Below are 17,907 nucleotides of genomic sequence, written 5' to 3'. Positions count from 1 at the left end.
ATGCCTCAGAATTCTTGGTACGGAGAGCGAACGAGCGAAAATTTAAGACGCGAGATTTTGTGGGTCGTTGCAAATGAAATGAACGACCCGCGACTTGCGGCGGCTATGATAACCATTCCAAGCATAAATCTTGCCAAGGATAACCGAAACGCCACTGTTTTTGTATCGATTATGACAAGCGACGTCGAACGGAATGCGATAATAAAAGCTTTGAATTACGCGGCGGGATTCATTCAGACCACTGCCGCCAAAAGAGTGAAAATGCGCCATTTCCCGAAACTGTTTTTTAAGTTGGACAAATCATTTGAACACAGCAGTAAAATAGACGAAATTTTGGAGAGGGTAAAAGATGACTTGGAGTGATTTAACGCAAATCGTCGAGCAAAACCATTCTTTTTTGATTTGCGCGCACGAAAATCCCGACGGCGACAGCATAGGCTCGCAGTTGGCGTTTTACAAATATCTGAAAAATCTCGGCAAAGAAACGGTTATCTGCAATAAAGACAAAACGCCGAAAAAACTTTCCTTTTTGCCGAATTCCGATACTATATCCAATAAATTACCGAAAAAGAAATTTGACGTTTTGCTTATTTTGGATTGTTCTAATCAGCATAGACCGAATATTGAAAACCTTACAAGTTTTGCGCCGAAACTTGTAAATATCGACCACCACCGCGACAATAAAAGTTATGGCGACCTTAATTTTGTTGACGGAAACAGTGCGGCGACCTGCCTTATTTTATACGAATATTTTAAGCAAACAGACGTAAATATAGACGCCGATAGGGCAAATTGTCTGCTGGCGGGAATTTTGACTGACACAGGCAGATTTGAATTCAACAACGCCGACGGTTCGCTTTATTTGGTCGCCAATGATTTGGTGAAATTCGGCGCCGACAACGGAAAACTTTTCAAAAAAATATACGCCGAAAGCAGTCCTGCCGACCTTAAAGTTCGCGCAAAAGTTTGGGGAACGCTTGAATTTTTCGCAAACGGCAAAATAAGCGTTATTTCGATGCACAAAAAACTAATAACCGATTTAGGCGCAGACACTTCGGCAACCGAAGGACTTTCAAACGAAGTTATGGGTTGCGAGGGCGTGGAAGTCGGAATTTTTGCTAAATACGACAAGCAAGAAGTGCGCTTTTCGCTTCGTTCCGCAGGTAAAATTGACGTCGGCGAAATTGCGGCGGAATATCCTGTCGGCGGCGGGCATAAGTTTGCGGCGGGTTGCACTGCCAAAAAGGTAGGTCTCAGAGAAGCTATTGACGCAATTGTTGATAAGATTTCTCTACGGTTTCCTGCGATTTCGTAAGTAATCTTCCGGTTGTCTCGAAATCTTTAGGACAAATCGCGGGCAAAATACTGATTTTCACATCGACTTTTTCGCTAAACTTAAAACTTTCGCCGCTTTTGCTCATAATCGGTTTTGAATAATGAATTACAAGCGGAAGTATTGCGGTATCCGTATCTTTTGCGATTTTGAACGCAAGAGATTGAAATTTTTTGATTTTGCCGTCTAAACTTCGCGTGCCTTCGGGAAAAACGCAGATAGTTTCGCCGCGCTCAATCAATTTGCGGATTTTTTTGTCCGCCTCCGCAACGCCTTTTGTCGTAGGCTTTAAACTTACAAAATCAAAAAGTAATGCTACCCAAGTAAAAAGCGGATTAAATTTATACGACGACTTTATCAGCGGAATGCTCGGAATATGTCCCATAACAATAAATCCGTCGAAAAAACTTTGGTGGTTAGAAATAAGAATGGCATTTTTTCGGATATTTTCAAGTCCTGTGATTTGAGTAATTTCGAGAACGCCGAAAAATTTAAGCGCGTCGCTCACCGCCCATTTCATATATTTGGAAAGTTGCGCGGAAAAAACTTTTTTATGCTTTCCGAAAGGCAAAAACAGCAAAGAAACAGGAACGGCGAAGAGCAAAAAAATCCCGCCTGTAAAAATGTATGCCAAAAGTATAAAAAGTGATTTGAGTATTCCGAACATTTCGTTTTCTCCGTTTTTTAAGCTTAATATAATTTATTTCTGCCCGTCAATTTGCGAATTCCGAAAAATTTAAGAAAAAACACAAAAAAATCCCATTCGGCAACGGGAAAATATTATTTTAGCCTCGCATATATTTCTTAATATGCTTATTCAAAATTATCGGAGTGTAGCGCAGCCTGGTAGCGCACCACGTTCGGGACGTGGGGGTCGGAGGTTCAAATCCTCTCACTCCGACCATAAATAAACAACTGTAATTATAGCGGGAAAAAGTGAAAACTGTAAAAATTATTTTTGTAATTATCATATTTATCGCGCTTACAGTAATTACCGCGACGTGTTTTTTATTGTTTTCGAGTTTTGGACAACAGAAAATCATTTCTATTGTCAATACAAAAATAGACGGAGAAATCGCCGTTGAAAAATTGTCGCTGAACTTTTTTGAATTTTCCGTCAAAATAAAAAACGCGAGTTTTTCTATGCCCGAAAACGGAATGTTCGCCTCGCTTGAAAGCCTTAGAGCCGCCGTAGATTTTAACGCTCTTGTAAGAAACAGAAAAATAATTGTTAAGTATTTGGAAATTGACAACCCCGCGCTAAATTTAGAATTACACGACAACGAAGAAGAAAAAAACGACGACTTTGATTTGGAAGATTTTCTTAATACGGGAGTTTTCGACTTATTGGCAAAAAGAGTAGAAATAAAAAACGCCCAAATTACGCTTAAAAAAGAAGAGGAACTTTCGCTTTTTGCCTCCGAACTTAATTTACTTGCCCAAAACATTGATTTACGGGAATTATCGCTCGACTTGCAAGTTAATTCCAACAAAATCTTACTGAAAACGGATACGCTGAATGTTGCTTTAGACGCGCTTTCGCTTAAAATAAGCGGCTCGCCCAAAAGCATAAACCTGAAAGAAATTTTTGTCGTAAGTTCCGTCAAAGATACGATACAGCTTTCGGGAAGCGTTGAAAATCCGATAAAACTCGAAAATTTTAAGCTCGATTTAGCGCTAAACTCCTCGCTTAAATCTTTGTCGGAGTATAACCTGCAACTTTTGCCGAAAGAAAATACTTTGAACTTGCGCGCAAAAGTAAATTTAAGCGGCTCGCTTGCAAAACCTACGGCTAATGTCGTAATTGACGTGGACAATATAAGAATTTTCGATGTCTCGGCGAAAGATTTAAGGGCGCAAATTATTCTCGACAGAGAAATATTAAGAATAGACTCTTTGAATGTTCGGGACATAAGCGCCCAAAATTTTGTCGGAGATATTTTTTTGAAAACTCTGATAAACGTCCCGCAGATAGACGATTTTAACGATTTTTCCATTGATAAACTTTCGGGAGTAATCGAAACAAAAGTAAAAGTTAAAGAAACAACAACAAACGAATTATTAAATTTGGCGGCAAAAGCGCAACTCAAAAACTCCGTTGTAAACTTGGATTTTCTTAAAGTAAACGCAAGAAATCTCGATTTGCTCGAAGTCAGGGGAAAATATAACATAGAAAAAGAAATTGTCGCGGCTAATGTTCGGGTTTTTCCGCAAAATATAAACGATTTCAGCGATTTTTTTGAAACGCCTCTTGAAAGCGCGATAATATCCGCCGATATTGCGGTTGCGGGAAGCATAAATTCCCCAAAACTTGACTTTTCGGCGGTCGCGGAAAAAATTAAATTTGAAGATTTTTTTGTGGACAGAATTGAAGTTGCGGGAAATTATTCGGGAACTCTCGGCGCAGGAAGCGGAAATATTTCCGTGAAATCGGACGCTTTGGAAAATCCGTTTCAAAGTATTTCGCAGTTTTTGGCGGAAATTTCGATTAAAGACAGCCTTATAAATCTGGAGAACTTGTCTTTCTTTATTACACCCGACGATATTGTGCAAATTTCGGGAAGCTATAATCTCAACGGCGAATATTCCGTTTTTCTGAGAATTCCCAATCTGAATTTAGAGGAGATTGCGGCAATTTCCGAGCTTGAAGTATCGGGGGTCGGAAAAATTGAGATTTCGGCGGCGGGCAACATAAACGAAGAAATTCCGCTTCCGAAAACCGCAAATATCGCGCTGGAATTTAACGCCTTAAATTATCAGAATTTTAGCGAATTCGGATTTGGAAATTCGCAAAATATTTACGCCGAAATCAAAAACAATAAAATTTTTTTGGCGGCAAACGGTATTATTACAATGAAAAACGACAGCCTTAACAAAATCACTTTTAATGAAAACGGCGAAATAAAACTTTACGATTTTCCCGTAATTTTAATAGAGGAGTGGAAAATAAATCTTTCGGGAGGCGGAAATTTTCTTACGAACGAGTTTTCGTTAAGCGCCAAAACGGAAATTCCACTGAAAAGATTTTCGCCGATGGTCGAGGAGTTTTTGGACTCTTTGGACGGAACGGCGAACATTAACGCCAACGTCGAAATCAGCGCAGACAGAGAAATTCCTAAAATAGAAGCCTTTGTTTTTCTGCAAAATATTTCGGGAAATATAGCTTATTTAGAGCAAAAACTGCATAGTTTTTCAGGAAAAATCACGTATAAAGACGATATTGCAAAAATTGAAGACCTGAGCGGAATGATTGACAACGGCAGGTTTTCGATTGCGGGCATTGTAAATTTGGAGGATATGCAAAACCCTCGCGGAAACATTGACGTTATAATCGAAAGAATACTTGCGAATTATCAGGATATGGGAAGCATTACGGTGGACGGCAAAATTTCGGCGGCGCTTTCGCAAAATTCGGCGAGTGTTAGCGGAAATATCGATATTCTCGACGCAATTTTCTTTCAGGACGTAAACACCAATATTTTTAACGTTTCGGGTATCGCCAACCAAAGAACGGCGTTTGGAAACGTGCGGGAAGAAGCTTCTTTGAGGGCTCGGCAACAATCGAATTTTCCTATAGACCTGAACTTAACCATTCGCCAGCGAGGGGACATTATCGTCGATAACAACTTGGCGTATATGTCGTTGGTTCCCGACATACTTATAGGCGGCACGGCGCAGTTTCCAAGCGTTAGCGGGCGCTTAACCGTTGAAGACGGGGAAATCCATTTTAACAGAAACACATTCCAGATAAGTCAGGGAATTATTGACTTTACCGACCCTTTTTCGGTGCGCCCCGAATTAGACATCGTCGCCGAAACGGAGATAGACGACTACGAAATAACTATGCGAATTTCGGGCGACCCGCAGTCCGAGCTGTTTTTTGAGTTTTCGTCGCAACCCGCGTTGGACGACAACGATATTTTGTCGCTTATATTATTCGGACGGATAGGATTTGAAATGCGCGACGAAATAGCAAACGTTCTTTTGGACAACTTAATGGGCAGAACGGACAGTCGAGACCTCCGAATTTCGTACAGAGACGGCGATATTTCTATGGCGATGACAAGAAATCTGTCGCGAAGACTGTCGCTTGAATATTCGGCGCAAACGGTTGGCGGCGAAGCGGTACAAACGGGAACTGCGACGTTCAGATTGTCGGATTTTCTCAGGTTAAAGGCGTACTCTTCGACTAACGATCAGGCGGGAGTTCAATTGGAGGCGGCGTTTGAAAGGAGAAGGTAGAATGATTAAGTTTTGTTTTGTTGTTTTTTTGCTTTGCTTTTCGGCTTTGGCAGAAGATTACGCACCCGAATTTTGGGTTGTGGAAAGCGTTCGTTTTAAGGGAATTTTCCCGCTTTTTATTTCGGATATAGAACGTCCGCTGAACATCAGGCGCGGCTCGCTTATTAACGACAGCATAATCGAAATCAGGGTTGGGGAACTGAGGCAAATTATGGAAAATCTCGGGCTGAAAAACGTCGAATGCCGCATAGAAGCAGAGAAAAATCCCGAAACGGGAAGCGTAAGCTTAACAATAATTAAAGACCACTCCGAAAACAATATAGTAAGGGCGATACGCTTTGAGGGAAACAGGTATTTCAGCGACCGTCAATTATTTCGCGCTTTTAACGGAAGAAAATACAGAAACCGCCGATTAAACAGGGTGGAACTTCCAAGCGACATAAGAAATTTGCGCGAAAAATATCTTGAACACAATTTCGCGGACGTGGCAATAAGGGATACCGTCGTCCAAACCATAGACGGGCGCAGTGAAATTATTATAAGTGTGGACGAGGGAAGAAAATATAGTTTATCGATAGAAAACAGAGGCGTTTTGAGAAGAGGAGTTATCAGAAACGAATTGGATTTTTCAAATTCCAACCGAAACGACAGAATAATAAGGACGGGCAGAAGAAACCTCGAAAACAAGCTTTTGGGAATGGGATATTACAGCGGAAAACTGGAAATTTCGGATACTACAATAAGCAAAAGAAGGCGCGACGAACGCAGAGTTTCCGTTTGGGTTAAAGCGGGAGACCGGATTTCTTTGGACGAAATAAATTTTAGCGGAAACGAATTTTTTACGGACGAAGAATTATTGCAGATTATGCAATCCGAAGTTAAAGGCAAAAGAATTGCAAGAAGCGGAGAAGGCTCTTTTGTCGCAAGAGTTGTAAGAAACGACGGAGTTTTAATTGAAAACAGGTATTTTGAAAACGGCTTTTTGAACGCCGAAGTAAAAACAACATATCGGCGCGCGGAAAACTCGGCGGTCGTAAACATATCGATAACGGAGGGCGTGCGAACCATAATAAGCAACGCGCCTTTCCCCGATACGCCGTTTAATCCGTCCGCGGTGGATAGTAGCGTTCAGAACAAACGAAACGCTTTGATTGAAGACGGTTTTGCAAACGCCAAAGTAAGCGCGAACCTTGAATTTAGCGCGGATAGTTCGGAGGTGGAAATAAATTTTGACGTCGATAAAGGCGAGCGTATTTTCTTCGGAAACATAGAATTTATCGGAAATTTCAAGACCCGAGACGAATACATAAACAGGTTTTTCAGGATTGAAGAGGGCGACGTTTTTTCTAACAGGGCGCTGTTTGACAACTTAAGGCAAACGCGCAAAATTAACGCGTTTCGCTCGGTTTATTCGATAACGACTCCAAACGGCGATACTAACGATATATCGCTGTTTTTTGAGGAAGTTTATCCGTTTTTGCTGAATTTTTCGGTAGGATACAACAACGAACAACGCGTTTATTCGAGAGTAAAACTAACCAATCGCAATTTTCTGGGATTAAACAAGACATTGTCGGTCGGGGCGGGAATATCGGTAAAAGAATATTATGGAGAAGTGAATTTTACAGACCCGTTTTTCTTCAACGAAAAGCTTTCGTTTAACGCGGATTTATATTCCCGATGGAACGAGGTTATGGAGCGAAAATTTTGGTCGCGGGCAATCGGAAGCGGTTGCGGAATTTCGTTTTCTCCAAACAGCAAGCTTAATTTTGGAATGGGACTAAACTACGAAACAAGATATTTGTACCCGTTCAAAAACTACGCCTACAACGAATTCGATACAAGCGACGTCGTCGATCTTTCGCTTATTAACGAACTGCGGCACGTAGTTTTGATAAGTCCCAACGCAAGCTTTGATTTTCGCGACTCAAAAATCCGTCCGAGAATTGGCGGCGTAATATCGACGCAATTTACCGCTTCGCACGGATTTAATTCGCTTCAGGACGATTTTGTTAAGGCGGAAGCCGACGTGCGATTTTTTCTGCCCGTATCGAAATTTACGACTTTGGCGCTGCGAGGCGCGGGCGGAAAAGCAATGCCCTACGGAAAAAACGACAAGGTTGCAATGGACAGATTATTCAGCATAGGCGGAACAAGAACAGTCCGAGGCTTTCGCGAGGGCGAGTTGTGGCTAACAAACGACGGCTATCCGATTTTGGGATATTCGGCGCTCTATTATTCGGCGGAACTGCGAAGCGCTTTAGGAAACATCGAAATCCCGATTTTCGCCGACTTCGGAACAATAACCGACAAAAACAACGCCGATTTTAAGCCGATAAAATACTCCGTCGGAGGCGGAATAAACTACATCACCCCTATCGGTCCCATAGGGTTATCTTACGCAGTCCCCATAGATAACGAAAGCCGAAAAAGAAACAGCGAAGCAAACAGAACGGGAATACCGGGAGTTATCCATTTTTCGATTGGGTATTCGTTTTAGTTCTCCCTCGCCTCGAAATTCCCTTTTCCTGCAAACACAATAGCAATAAATTTAATGTCGTTTCTGCCGACAAAACGAGGGTCTTTTTTGTATTCCTCTAGTTGAGCAAACGCTTCTGCGAACTTTGCTTCTTTTTCTTTTTCAGCCGTATCGGTTTTTACGTATTTCAACTCAAAAATATACTCGTATTCAACATCGGAAACAGCGTGGTGTCTTTGCAGATAAATATCGCAATATCCGTCCATATTTTCATTTTCGGAAATCGGATGATACAAACTACTGCCAAACAAAATTGCAAGCATCATAACCTTAATATATTTTTCGTCAAAAACCATAAGGTCTCTGTTTGAAAGGCGTTTTAGGTAATTTTCAACGAAATAATTCAAAAACGAATTGTAATCGCCGTCGTAAGCCATACCCTTGCTTGCTTTTGTTATTTCGGAAAAGTCCGTTTCTTTTTGCTCCAAACTCTGAATATAAGAAATCAGATACTCCCAGAAAAGCGTTTTTACGGAATAATTAGGGATTTTGAGCCAAATTTCGCCTCTTTCAAATCCGCCTATCGTCAGCATTCCCAAATAAAACAGCAATGAAATAAAATACTCTTCTTTTTCGAGCTCGTTTTGCGAAAAACGTCCGACTACACTTCCAAAAATCCCGCCGTCCAAAGCGATTGACAGTAATTTTTTTCTGTTGTTTTCGTTTCCTGCAAGCCGTCGCAACCGTCCGTAATCGGTTTTCAGATTTGCATCAACGATTTCTTCCGGTTGCTCACCTGTCATTTTAATCTGGTTAAAAACAAACAAGATCATTTGAGAATTGTAAACTTTACTTTCACCTTTTTGGTTAAATAAATAGCCGTTGTAATAAGCCTCCATATCAACTTTTTTTATCAAATTTCTGTCGATTCCTGTTTCATTTATCAGCCAATTGACTTCTTCGTGCGTAAAACCGAACATTTCGTTGTATTTGGGGGACAGGCTATAGTTTATCGCCATATTAAAACCACTTGTTAAATCCGTTGCCATCATCGGGCTTATGCCTGTTATAAATATTCGCTTAATCGAAGAAGTTGTTCCTTTTTTTAAGGTCTCGTAAAAAGTGCGCACAGACCCGTCGCTCCCCATTTCGTTTTTGTACGCGTCGCCTATCGCAATAAGATTATTGGCAAAACTGTCGTATTCGTCGATAATTACAAAGACAGGAATGTTGTGTTTGTAGGCAACATTACACAATAACGACACGGCGTCAGTTCCAAGATTTTCGCTGACTAACCTTTTCATTATATCCTTTGCGTCGGGAAAAACATTTTGGTACAAGTCAAAAAAGCTACGGATTGTCTCCTGCACATTATTTGAAAAAGATACTTTGAACTCATCGTGATTATCTGTTTTTACTCCTGAAAAATCAAATCGGACAACCGCGTATTTTCCTTGTTCGGAAGTAGGATGTTTGCCGATATAAAAATCGCCGAACGTGCTTTCAAATTTATCTTTTTTGTTAAAATCGTAGTAGTTTTCCATAACCGACAAAAATAAACTTTTACCAAAACGTCGCGGACGGACAAAAAATTGATAACGGCAACTTTCTTTTTCCAAAAATTCTACAAATCGCGTTTTATCGACATAAGCATAATTACTTTCAACCAAATCGGCAAAATTCGACATTCCGTACGGTAAATCTTTGTAAACCATAAAACCCTCCGCTTTACTACAAATATACCGCAAAAATACTATTTGCACACGATATGTTTCGAGGATTTCATTTTATTTCGGCGATTTGGTGTTTTTGGGGAGAAACAAAAAAAGGCAGACGATTGGGACGTCTGCCTTTTTTCTTTTATGCGAAATAATAAACGAAATGTTTATCTTAACATAAATCTGTGTTGCAATACTGATGCGCCTTGAGCGTCTCTTACTTGCAATATTAACAAGCCTCTTGCAAGGTGGTCTGTTCTGAGACCCGTTGCATTTACGCCGTTTAATGCGTTAATATTTGCACTGCCTATCATTCTTCCTTGCAGATTAAAGAGTTGCACGGTATAGTTTCCTGACTGCAAATTCAAGTTGATTTGTCCGTTTCTGATACCTGCGAACTGTGCACGAGGAGCTACACGATTCATTGTTCTGCCGTTAGTAATTCCTGCAGGAATAAATTCGCCGGGGTTTTCGTTAAATACGATGTCCTGACCATGCCAGTCGCCGTCTCTGATAAGAAGCGCGGAATGGTTAGCAGTTCTGAACGGATTTATTGACACCGACCAGATTTGCGCACCTTGACCTGCAACCCAATCCATTGGTCTGGGTCTTCTTCTCGGCGAATTCAAGTCGCTTGTGTTTGTCGTAGTTCCGTCGTAAGATACCCCAAGGCTTTGAACATGTGTTCCGAGATTAACGATAACGCTGATTTCTTCGCGATGGATTTCATCAACAGCACTTGCCGCTTGCGCAGAAGTAGGCGTAAGTCTGACAGTCCAGTTTAGACCTTCTTCCGTAAGATTTGCATCCGTATTGAACGCATTTCTGGTCATACGATATTTTACCGCCTCTGATGGTGTAAACACGGTCAAATGTCTTTGGTCAATGAGGTTTGCGACGTGAGTGAAGTGCTCTTCCATCTGTCTTACGGTAATACCGCCCCACCAGCCACCTGTGCGCTGTCCTTGCCACATTTGTGTGTTAACGGGCCACAATTCATCAGGCAAGCTTTCGTCAAACCAAGGTATGGTGCTGACTACTTGTCCACCGCCTTGACTGAAACCGGGACCGTCGGTATGAATTGATACCGAGTGCAACTCGCGGATCATAAAGCCGTTTGCCTCAACGATGTCGTCAACCATTTCGTTGATACCCAAAAGAACGTGCGCATTGTGCGGCACTTTAAATTGAGGTAAGTGGCTGTTATCGGCTCTCCAAGTGCTGTTGTTTATAAAGAACGCGTCAAAGTCAATACGGAACGGGTGGAAGAAGTCTCCTGACATCGGCTGACCCGATTTCGCACCGCCGCGCGCACCTACAAATCTGTTAGTTACTTGCTGATTTACACCGTTATACAAATACATCAACAAATTTTCGTCGTAAATGTCAAACGGGAAGCCGTAAAACTCACTTCGTCTGCCTCTTGCGAAATGTTCGCCCGCTGTTGTGATGTTTTCAAAAATATTTCTGTTAATAATGTAGTTCGCAGTATCGATGTTTCTTGCTCTCATCGCAGGGTTCCACGCTTCTGATACAAAGAGTTTTGCCGCAAAACCCGGACGTCCGAGGTCTCTTGTGGAAACAAACCAGCCCGGTTGTCCTGCTGTGGGGCAACCGCTTTGTGTGCAACCCGGTGAATTCCAGTCTGTTTGAATACGCGCTCCGTTGAAGAAGTGAGGATAGTTAGTCTCAAGATTTTCAAACCATTGAGCCCCTGTCGCTGCTATATAACCTGTTTGATGTCCTGTAAACTGATCTGCATCGTAGTTAAACGGCTCCGAATATGCAACAAACACTCTTTGTCCGCCTGCAAGTGTCACCGTTTGAATCGGATGTCCTCTAAAAAACCCGGTCGGATTCGGAGTTATTATTATGCGCGGGTCATCCCAACGAGCGTTTGTCGCAGGGTCGTATCCTGTCCAGTATGCAGGGTATTGAATTGTCACCATATCGCTTTCAGCAAAAATTGTAAAAGGATGACCGCCTGTGCCATTGGGAGCATTGTCAATCCAGAGAGAGCCGTTAGGCATATGAGTTGCGGGATTTCCGAAACTTGAAGCGTTGGTGGTTGCGGCTTGCGCAGCTGTCCAGTTAAAACTTGTTGCGTGCGACGACCCCGGAGCCCAACGACCGCCATCCGCATCAGGACCGAAGTTAAAAGGCTCCAGACCCGCAGGCGGCGTAGTTGCTGTTCCACCCGGCATTGTTCTGCCTCCGCTTCCTACCCAAACACCTTGTGCCGAACGTGCAAAAACTCTCCAAGTTCCGACAACTTCAAGTCCGCGAATTGATGGCGGAACAGCAGGGTCGGTTTCCGATACGTTCTGCCCCGGGAAAAATATTTGCCAACCATCAGCCGCAGAAGTGTGGTCAATGGAGTGGTTAAACATTTCGTGTCCGTAGCGAGCCACCATTTCGATTGCGTGTGTCCAGTCATTATCGTCCATTAAGCCAACGTGAATACCCCAAGCCATTTTAATTTCTCTGAAAGTTGGGTTTGTGTGATATCTAAGCAAATCCCAAGCCGGACGAACAGATAAGTCAAACGGCATTGAACCGATGTCATCAAGTGTAATAGCATACGCACCGCAAGCGCCGTCTCTCCAAGTCGGCACTCTTGCTTGACCTGCGGGGATATTTCTGATTGCAGGAATAGTGGTTCTGTTGCCGTGCCAAGTTGCCGCCTGAAAGTTCGGACGACCATTGTTGCTTAACGCTGACGCCGAGTTTATTAAAACCCAAGGCGGTGTTCCACCTTCGCGAGCCATTTCTCCGGGAACAGCTGTACTGTCAGCGGCAAATCTTGCCCACCAATAGAGGCGCTGTCCGTTAAAAGTCCCGTGCCATACAGTATCACCTTCGCCCCGAATATGACTGCCTTGATACTGAATATCCCGACTCCACGCTGCAGGACTTCTGTAGCCGCCCGATCTTGGACCGCGACCACCGAATTCACTAATTAGTTCACCGTCGGGACCTGTTTGTCGTCCCATTATTACCGACCTGCTGTTGGCGCTCGGTAAGTGCGCAAACGATACTGTCGCTAAAACCATTGTAATTATGGCAACCATAGCCACACTACATTTTTTGAAGTTCATAACTTCACTCCTTTCATTAAATAACACAATTTATTTTTCTGTTTTTTTCTACTTCTCTAAATTTTCTGCTAAGGCAATACAAAATAAACGACCGTTTTTTATTGCATTTACATAGACATAGTAATTATAGTACAACAATGTTATTTTTGCTCATTTTTTTTGCTTTATTGTTCATTTTTTTTGTTCATCGGCAAATTTTGTCTTTGTTTTTAGCTCGAAGATATTTTTTATAACCTTATTTGTTTTCCGAAATAACATAATCTTTAATAAATCGCCTTACCGTGCTTCTGTCCACTTTTAAAATATTCGCTATTTGTACGATAGGAACTTTGTCTTTTCTCCAATCAATTATTCTTTGCTCTTTGCCTTTCAGCTTAACATTCTTGTTTTTAGCGCCTGTCGGACGCCCGAGCTTTACGCCTTCCGCTTTTTTGCGGGCGAGCGCGTCTTTTGTTCTTTGTGAAATAAACTCTCTTTCCAGTTCCGATGAAATACTGTAAGCCATTGCAAATATCTTTGAGTGCAGGCTGTTTTCCAAGCGGTAATTGCCTTTTACGCCTATGATTTTTACACCTTTGCAGGCGCATTCGTTCAAAATTCCCATAACCATAAGCATATCTCGCCCCAAACGCGAAATTTCTGAGCAAATAAGCGTGTCGCCTTTTCTCAATTTAGCCATTAAGCCGCCAAGCAATCGCTTTTTTGCAACAATTTTACCCGAAACGCTTTCGTCTATCCATTTGTTTACCGAAAGCGAGTTTTGTTTGCAGTATTCTTCTATGGCAAACCTTTGATTTTCGACCGATTGCGCATCGGTACTTACGCGAATGTAAGCGTATAACATAAACCTTTCTCCTTAATTTAAAGTTTCTATATAAAAAAAACGCACAAAAATACATAAAAAACGCAGTAGAAAAACGGGCAAAAAAAGGCGAACGTTTCGGCGTTCGCCTTTTTATTTTCGACAACATCAAGAAGCGACGTTTGAAATGCGACGTTTTGAAGAAAAAATACAGCGCAAATTCAAAAAATACACAATTTTTCATTTTTTCTCATTTTTTACTTTTGCGAAAAATTATTTTTAGGCGGATAATTTTTGAATTTATACATTAACCAATAAATGAAGGAGAAGGAACTAATGAGAAACTTGAAAAGATTTCTGACTATTTCCGCGGCAATTTTGTGCCTTGCCTTGGTGGGTTGTGCAAGACAAACGCCACCAACAGTTGAAACACCCCCACCACCCCCACCGCCACCGCCGCCACCGGCACAGGTTTGGGAGCCCGACACTACTGCGTTTACACCCGTAGTAGATTTGTCAGCCGAAATTGCAAGAAACTTGCAAACAGTATTCTTCGGATTTGACAGACACGATTTGACACCTGAAGCAATTCGTCAAATCCAGACTGCCGCAACATTCTTGAATGCGCACACACAAATCAGAGTTCGTTTGGACGGTCATACGGACGACAGAGGAACAGTTGAATACAACTTGGCTCTCGGCGAAAGAAGAGCGAGAGCTGTAAGAGACGCCCTTGTTCGTTTCGGCGTTGCAACAAATCGCCTCGAGATGACATCTTTCGGTAAAGAAAGACCCGCAAGACATAACTGCGGTACCAACGAGGATTGCCATCAAGCGAACAGAAGAGTAGAATACACGGTAATTGCAAGGTAATATAATCGTGATAATAATACGCTTCTTGTTTTTGATTTTTTTGTGCCTCTTTCTTGTTTCCTGCGCCAAAATGACTGTTTTGCGAACACGGGAGCTTGTAGAGGTGCAAAACCGCGTTGATATTCTGCGTAGCGAATTAGCGGCTATGGAAGAAAAACGAGAAGGAGAAAATCGGACGGCTGCCCTCCACAGGGTAGCCGTTGAAATTGCGCTCGACAGGCTAAATGAAATGCTTTTTCAACTATCGGGAAATGTTGCCGAAAGTCAGAACAGAATTTTTGAAATGACGCGGATAACCGACCTGATAGCAATGCAAATGGCGGAAAGAGCAAGACAGGACTCACTCGTAGTCGCAGTAGCAGAGCAAGAACGCATAGAATTATTTAATTTAGCAAGAAGTAATTTCGATAACGGAAATTTTGCTCTTGCCATAAGTGATTTCAGCGATTTTCTGGAAAGATACCCCGAAAGCGAAGACGCTTCCACTGCCCTATTCTGGAAAGCAGAGGCATTTTTTGCAATAGATTCACTCGAAACCGCAAAAACGCATTTTCAGAATTTTTACAGAGAAAATAGAGAAGGCGACCTTGCGTGTTCGGCATTGCACAGGCTCGGACTTATTTTCCACAGACAAGGGCAGGGACGAAACAGAGATAGTATGTGGAACCAGCTTCTGAGACAGTGTCCCGACAGTCCGCAAGCACGAATTGTAGAAGAAAATCGCAGGCGATAATGCAAGCACAAAAAGCGGAGGATAATTTGTCGGAGGAAAAACTACAGGAAAATCAGAGCATCGATGCACAAATTCCTGAAATTCAGGAAAACGTGATAATGGCAGACAAAACAAAAAACGGCTACGGAATTGGTGGCGCCGCTGATTATTTTGTCGCTGTTCGCTGTGCAAAAGACATAGAATATTCCTTAAATTTCGCACAGAAAAAAAATATCCCCTACACAATTTTAGGGAACGGCACAAATTTTCTTATAAGCGACAAAGGATTTCGCGGACTTGTAATAAACACACAACGTATGGACGGAATTATACCTTTATCAAAAAATTCGATAAGAGTTGAAGCAGGTGTAAACATAAGCGCGCTAATCCGAGAAGCTATTCAAGCAAAACTACCGGGACTGGAAGAATTGTCGGGAATACCCGGCACAATCGGCGGCGCGGTTGCTATGAACGCAGGCGCATACTCACAAACTATTTCAGATAATATTACACAAATTTGTATTTACGATTGCAATTTGGACAAAGAAGTAATTATACCGAAACACAAGGCAAGATTTGCTTATCGAGACAGTACTTTCAAAGAAAAAAACTGCATAATTCTTTGGGTGGATTTTGAGTTTTCTATGGAAATAAAGTTCGGAGTTTTGCTTGCCCGTCAAGGTGATGTTATAAAAAAACGCAAAGCAGACCAACCGATTGAGGGGCGTTGTTGCGGCTCGATTTTCAAAAACCCCAAGGATGGATATAGCGCGTGGAAGTTAATTGACGACGCAGGCTTGCGCGGTTTTTCCATAGGCGGCGCACAAATCAGCGAAAAACACACTAATTTCATTGTAAACACAGGAAACGCAACTGCCGAAGATGTTCGCAAGATTATTGCCGAAGTGCGAAAAAGAGTAAATGAAAAATTCCATATTTTACTTGAAACGGAAGTCGTGTTTTTAGGAGAATTTGATACACAAATCTAAAAATACAACGGAAGTCGTGTTTTTTAGGAAAGTTTGATACAAATACATAAGAAACAATAATAAAGGAGAAAAAAATGTATAAAGTCGAAACATTTCAGTCAGGCAGAATTTCTACAAACACATACTTGATAATCGACGGCGAAAGAGCTGTAATAATAGACCCCGCTCCCGAGCCGATTGACCTTATTGAAAAAATAAAGGCGGACAATCTTAAAATAGACGCAATTTTACTGACGCACGCGCATTTCGACCACTTTTTGGGAATGTATGAAATTTGGGAGACGATAGACAAAAATATTCCGCTTTATTTCAGCCCGTTAGAAGAATTTCTGATTAAAGACGCATATCTTAATGGTGCGCTTATGTTTAACAAAGACCGCGCTATATATGAGGGACATTATAACCCGATAAACGAAGGAAAATTTGAAGTCGGCAACTTTAAATTTGACGTTTTCCACACTCCCGGGCACACACCGGGCGGACATTGCTTTTACTCTGACGGTAATCTGTTTTCGGGCGACGCGCTTTTTGCGGGAACTATCGGCAGAAGCGACTGGGGATACAGCGACGGCGAAGCGCTCATAAAAAGCATTGAAGAAAAACTTTTCGTACTTCCCGACAATACAAATGTACTTCCGGGACACGGTTATTCTTCCACAATCGGCAAAGAAAAGGCGACAAATCGCTTTTTTCAATAAAAAAACGAGCAAAAAATGAGCCGCATTGCCCCAATTTCCGAAAACCCTGTGCAACTTTCGCAGGATATGAAAACGTTTCTTGGTTGGATTTCGACCGAGAGAGGACTTGCAGACAATACAAGAACGTCGTATTCGTTTGATTTATTGCGCCTTTGCGAGTATTTATCCGACAAAAAAATAGACGAAAAAAACGTGAGAGCGCAAGACTTGCAAAAATACACAGAAACACTTTACGATTTGGGATTTGAGGCGACTTCCGTTCAGAGAAACATTTCGTCAATACGCGGATATTACAGATTTCTGCTCGACGAAGAACAGATAAAGAGCGACCCGAGCGAAAATATTGAAATGCCCAAATCCATAAAACGCCTCCCCACAACCCTGCATCCCGAAGACGTCTTCGCCGTTTTGGAGAACGCGTCCGCGCCAAGCGAAAGAACACCGCTGAGAAATCGCGCCGTTTTGGAAATGCTTTATTCTACTGGAATGCGGGTTTCAGAATGCGCAAACATAACCACCGAGCAATTTTTGGCAAACAAGGATTTTATGTTCATTGTCGGTAAAGGCAACAAGGAGCGATTAGTTCCTATCGGCGATGTGGCGCGCGAGTGGGTTTTGAAATACTTGGAAAAAGAGCGTCCTAAACTTGTAAAACCCGAAAGCGCAAATTTTCTTTTTTTAAATCAAGGACGAGGAATTGGTCGCGGCAGACCGCTTACAAGAATGTCGATTTACACTATTATTAAAGAAGCGGCTGACCGCGCAGGAATTTTTGCTAATATTTCGCCGCACGTAATGCGACATTCGTTCGCCACACATTTGCTTGAAGGTGGCTGTGATTTACGTATTGTGCAGGAATTTTTAGGACATTCGAGCATTACTACAACAGAAATTTACACCCACGTTTCAACAACTTTTTTGGTGGATACGCACAGGCATTATCACCCGCGGCAGAAGAAATAA

At 42.1% G+C, this 17,907-nt stretch carries 12 protein-coding genes, 1 tRNA gene and 1 pseudogene; 10 read left to right on the top strand and 4 right to left on the bottom strand.

The annotated features are described in order from the left end of the window. A complete protein-coding gene (gene rbfA / locus FWE23_00935) occupies positions 1 to 363 on the top strand; it encodes a 30S ribosome-binding factor RbfA (protein MCL2844009.1) in 363 nt (120 codons plus the stop codon). After that, positions 350 to 1,315 carry a bifunctional oligoribonuclease/PAP phosphatase NrnA gene (locus FWE23_00930; GenBank protein ID MCL2844008.1) on the top strand — a complete coding sequence of 322 codons (966 nt, stop codon included), beginning with the start codon at positions 350 to 352 and terminating at the stop codon, positions 1,313 to 1,315. Before rbfA ends, FWE23_00930 begins: the two co-directional genes overlap by 14 nt. Here the strand turns inward: FWE23_00930 and FWE23_00925 are convergent. Beyond that, positions 1,263 to 2,000 carry a 1-acyl-sn-glycerol-3-phosphate acyltransferase gene (locus FWE23_00925; protein ID MCL2844007.1) on the bottom strand — a complete coding sequence of 246 codons (738 nt, stop codon included), beginning with the start codon at positions 1,998 to 2,000 and terminating at the stop codon, positions 1,263 to 1,265. The genes FWE23_00930 and FWE23_00925 overlap by 53 nt on opposite strands. Positions 2,001 to 2,160: 160 nt before the next feature. Here FWE23_00925 and FWE23_00920 point away from each other — a divergent pair. The 3 genes from FWE23_00920 to FWE23_00910 all read left to right on the top strand — a co-directional run bounded on the left by FWE23_00920 (position 2,161) and on the right by FWE23_00910 (position 8,075). Then, a tRNA-Pro gene (locus FWE23_00920) sits at positions 2,161 to 2,237 on the top strand. A gap of 32 nt (positions 2,238 to 2,269) precedes the next feature. Further along, positions 2,270 to 5,575 (top strand): translocation/assembly module TamB, encoded by a 3,306-nt coding sequence (locus FWE23_00915; GenBank protein MCL2844006.1) that lies wholly within the window; start codon positions 2,270 to 2,272, stop codon positions 5,573 to 5,575. A gap of 1 nt (position 5,576) precedes the next feature. Continuing rightward, positions 5,577 to 8,075 (top strand): BamA/TamA family outer membrane protein, encoded by a 2,499-nt coding sequence (locus FWE23_00910; GenBank protein ID MCL2844005.1) that lies wholly within the window; start codon positions 5,577 to 5,579, stop codon positions 8,073 to 8,075. On the opposite strand, the gene FWE23_00905 is transcribed toward FWE23_00910, so the two are convergent. The 3 genes from FWE23_00905 to FWE23_00895 form a co-directional block, all read right to left on the bottom strand. Then, positions 8,072 to 9,769, bottom strand: coding sequence for an ATP-binding protein (locus tag FWE23_00905; GenBank protein ID MCL2844004.1), 1,698 nt, complete (start codon positions 9,767 to 9,769; stop codon positions 8,072 to 8,074). The two genes, FWE23_00910 and FWE23_00905, sit on opposite strands and share 4 nt — an antisense overlap. A 170-nt stretch (positions 9,770 to 9,939) precedes the next feature. Further along, positions 9,940 to 12,870, bottom strand: a complete 2,931-nt coding sequence (locus FWE23_00900) for a T9SS type A sorting domain-containing protein (protein ID MCL2844003.1) — start codon at positions 12,868 to 12,870, stop codon at positions 9,940 to 9,942. Between the two features lie 235 nt (positions 12,871 to 13,105). Beyond that, positions 13,106 to 13,714, bottom strand: coding sequence for a recombinase family protein (locus FWE23_00895; protein ID MCL2844002.1), 609 nt, complete (start codon positions 13,712 to 13,714; stop codon positions 13,106 to 13,108). Between the two features lie 294 nt (positions 13,715 to 14,008). On the opposite strand from FWE23_00895, the pseudogene FWE23_00890 reads away from it, so the two are divergent. The 5 genes and pseudogenes from FWE23_00890 to FWE23_00870 all read left to right on the top strand — a co-directional run bounded on the left by FWE23_00890 (position 14,009) and on the right by FWE23_00870 (position 17,907). Then, a pseudogene (locus tag FWE23_00890) lies at positions 14,009 to 14,422 on the top strand (OmpA family protein). Between the two features lie 226 nt (positions 14,423 to 14,648). Continuing rightward, positions 14,649 to 15,278, top strand: a complete 630-nt coding sequence (locus tag FWE23_00885) for a tetratricopeptide repeat protein (GenBank protein MCL2844001.1) — start codon at positions 14,649 to 14,651, stop codon at positions 15,276 to 15,278. Beyond that, positions 15,278 to 16,246: a UDP-N-acetylmuramate dehydrogenase gene (gene murB, locus FWE23_00880; protein MCL2844000.1), complete on the top strand. Its 969-nt coding sequence runs from the start codon at positions 15,278 to 15,280 to the stop codon at positions 16,244 to 16,246. The genes FWE23_00885 and murB overlap by 1 nt, the downstream gene beginning before the upstream one ends. Positions 16,247 to 16,320: 74 nt before the next feature. After that, entirely contained in the window at positions 16,321 to 16,944 is a 624-nt protein-coding gene (locus tag FWE23_00875) for an MBL fold metallo-hydrolase (protein MCL2843999.1), read from the top strand. 15 nt (positions 16,945 to 16,959) lie between these two features. After that, positions 16,960 to 17,907, top strand: coding sequence for a tyrosine recombinase XerD (locus FWE23_00870; protein ID MCL2843998.1), 948 nt, complete (start codon positions 16,960 to 16,962; stop codon positions 17,905 to 17,907).

This window comes from Chitinivibrionia bacterium (assembly GCA_009779925.1).
GTDB lineage: Bacteria > Fibrobacterota > Chitinivibrionia > Chitinivibrionales > Chitinivibrionaceae > WRFX01.
The sequence above is the reverse complement of the archived record's forward strand: the minus strand, read 5'-3'. Positions and strand labels throughout refer to the sequence as shown.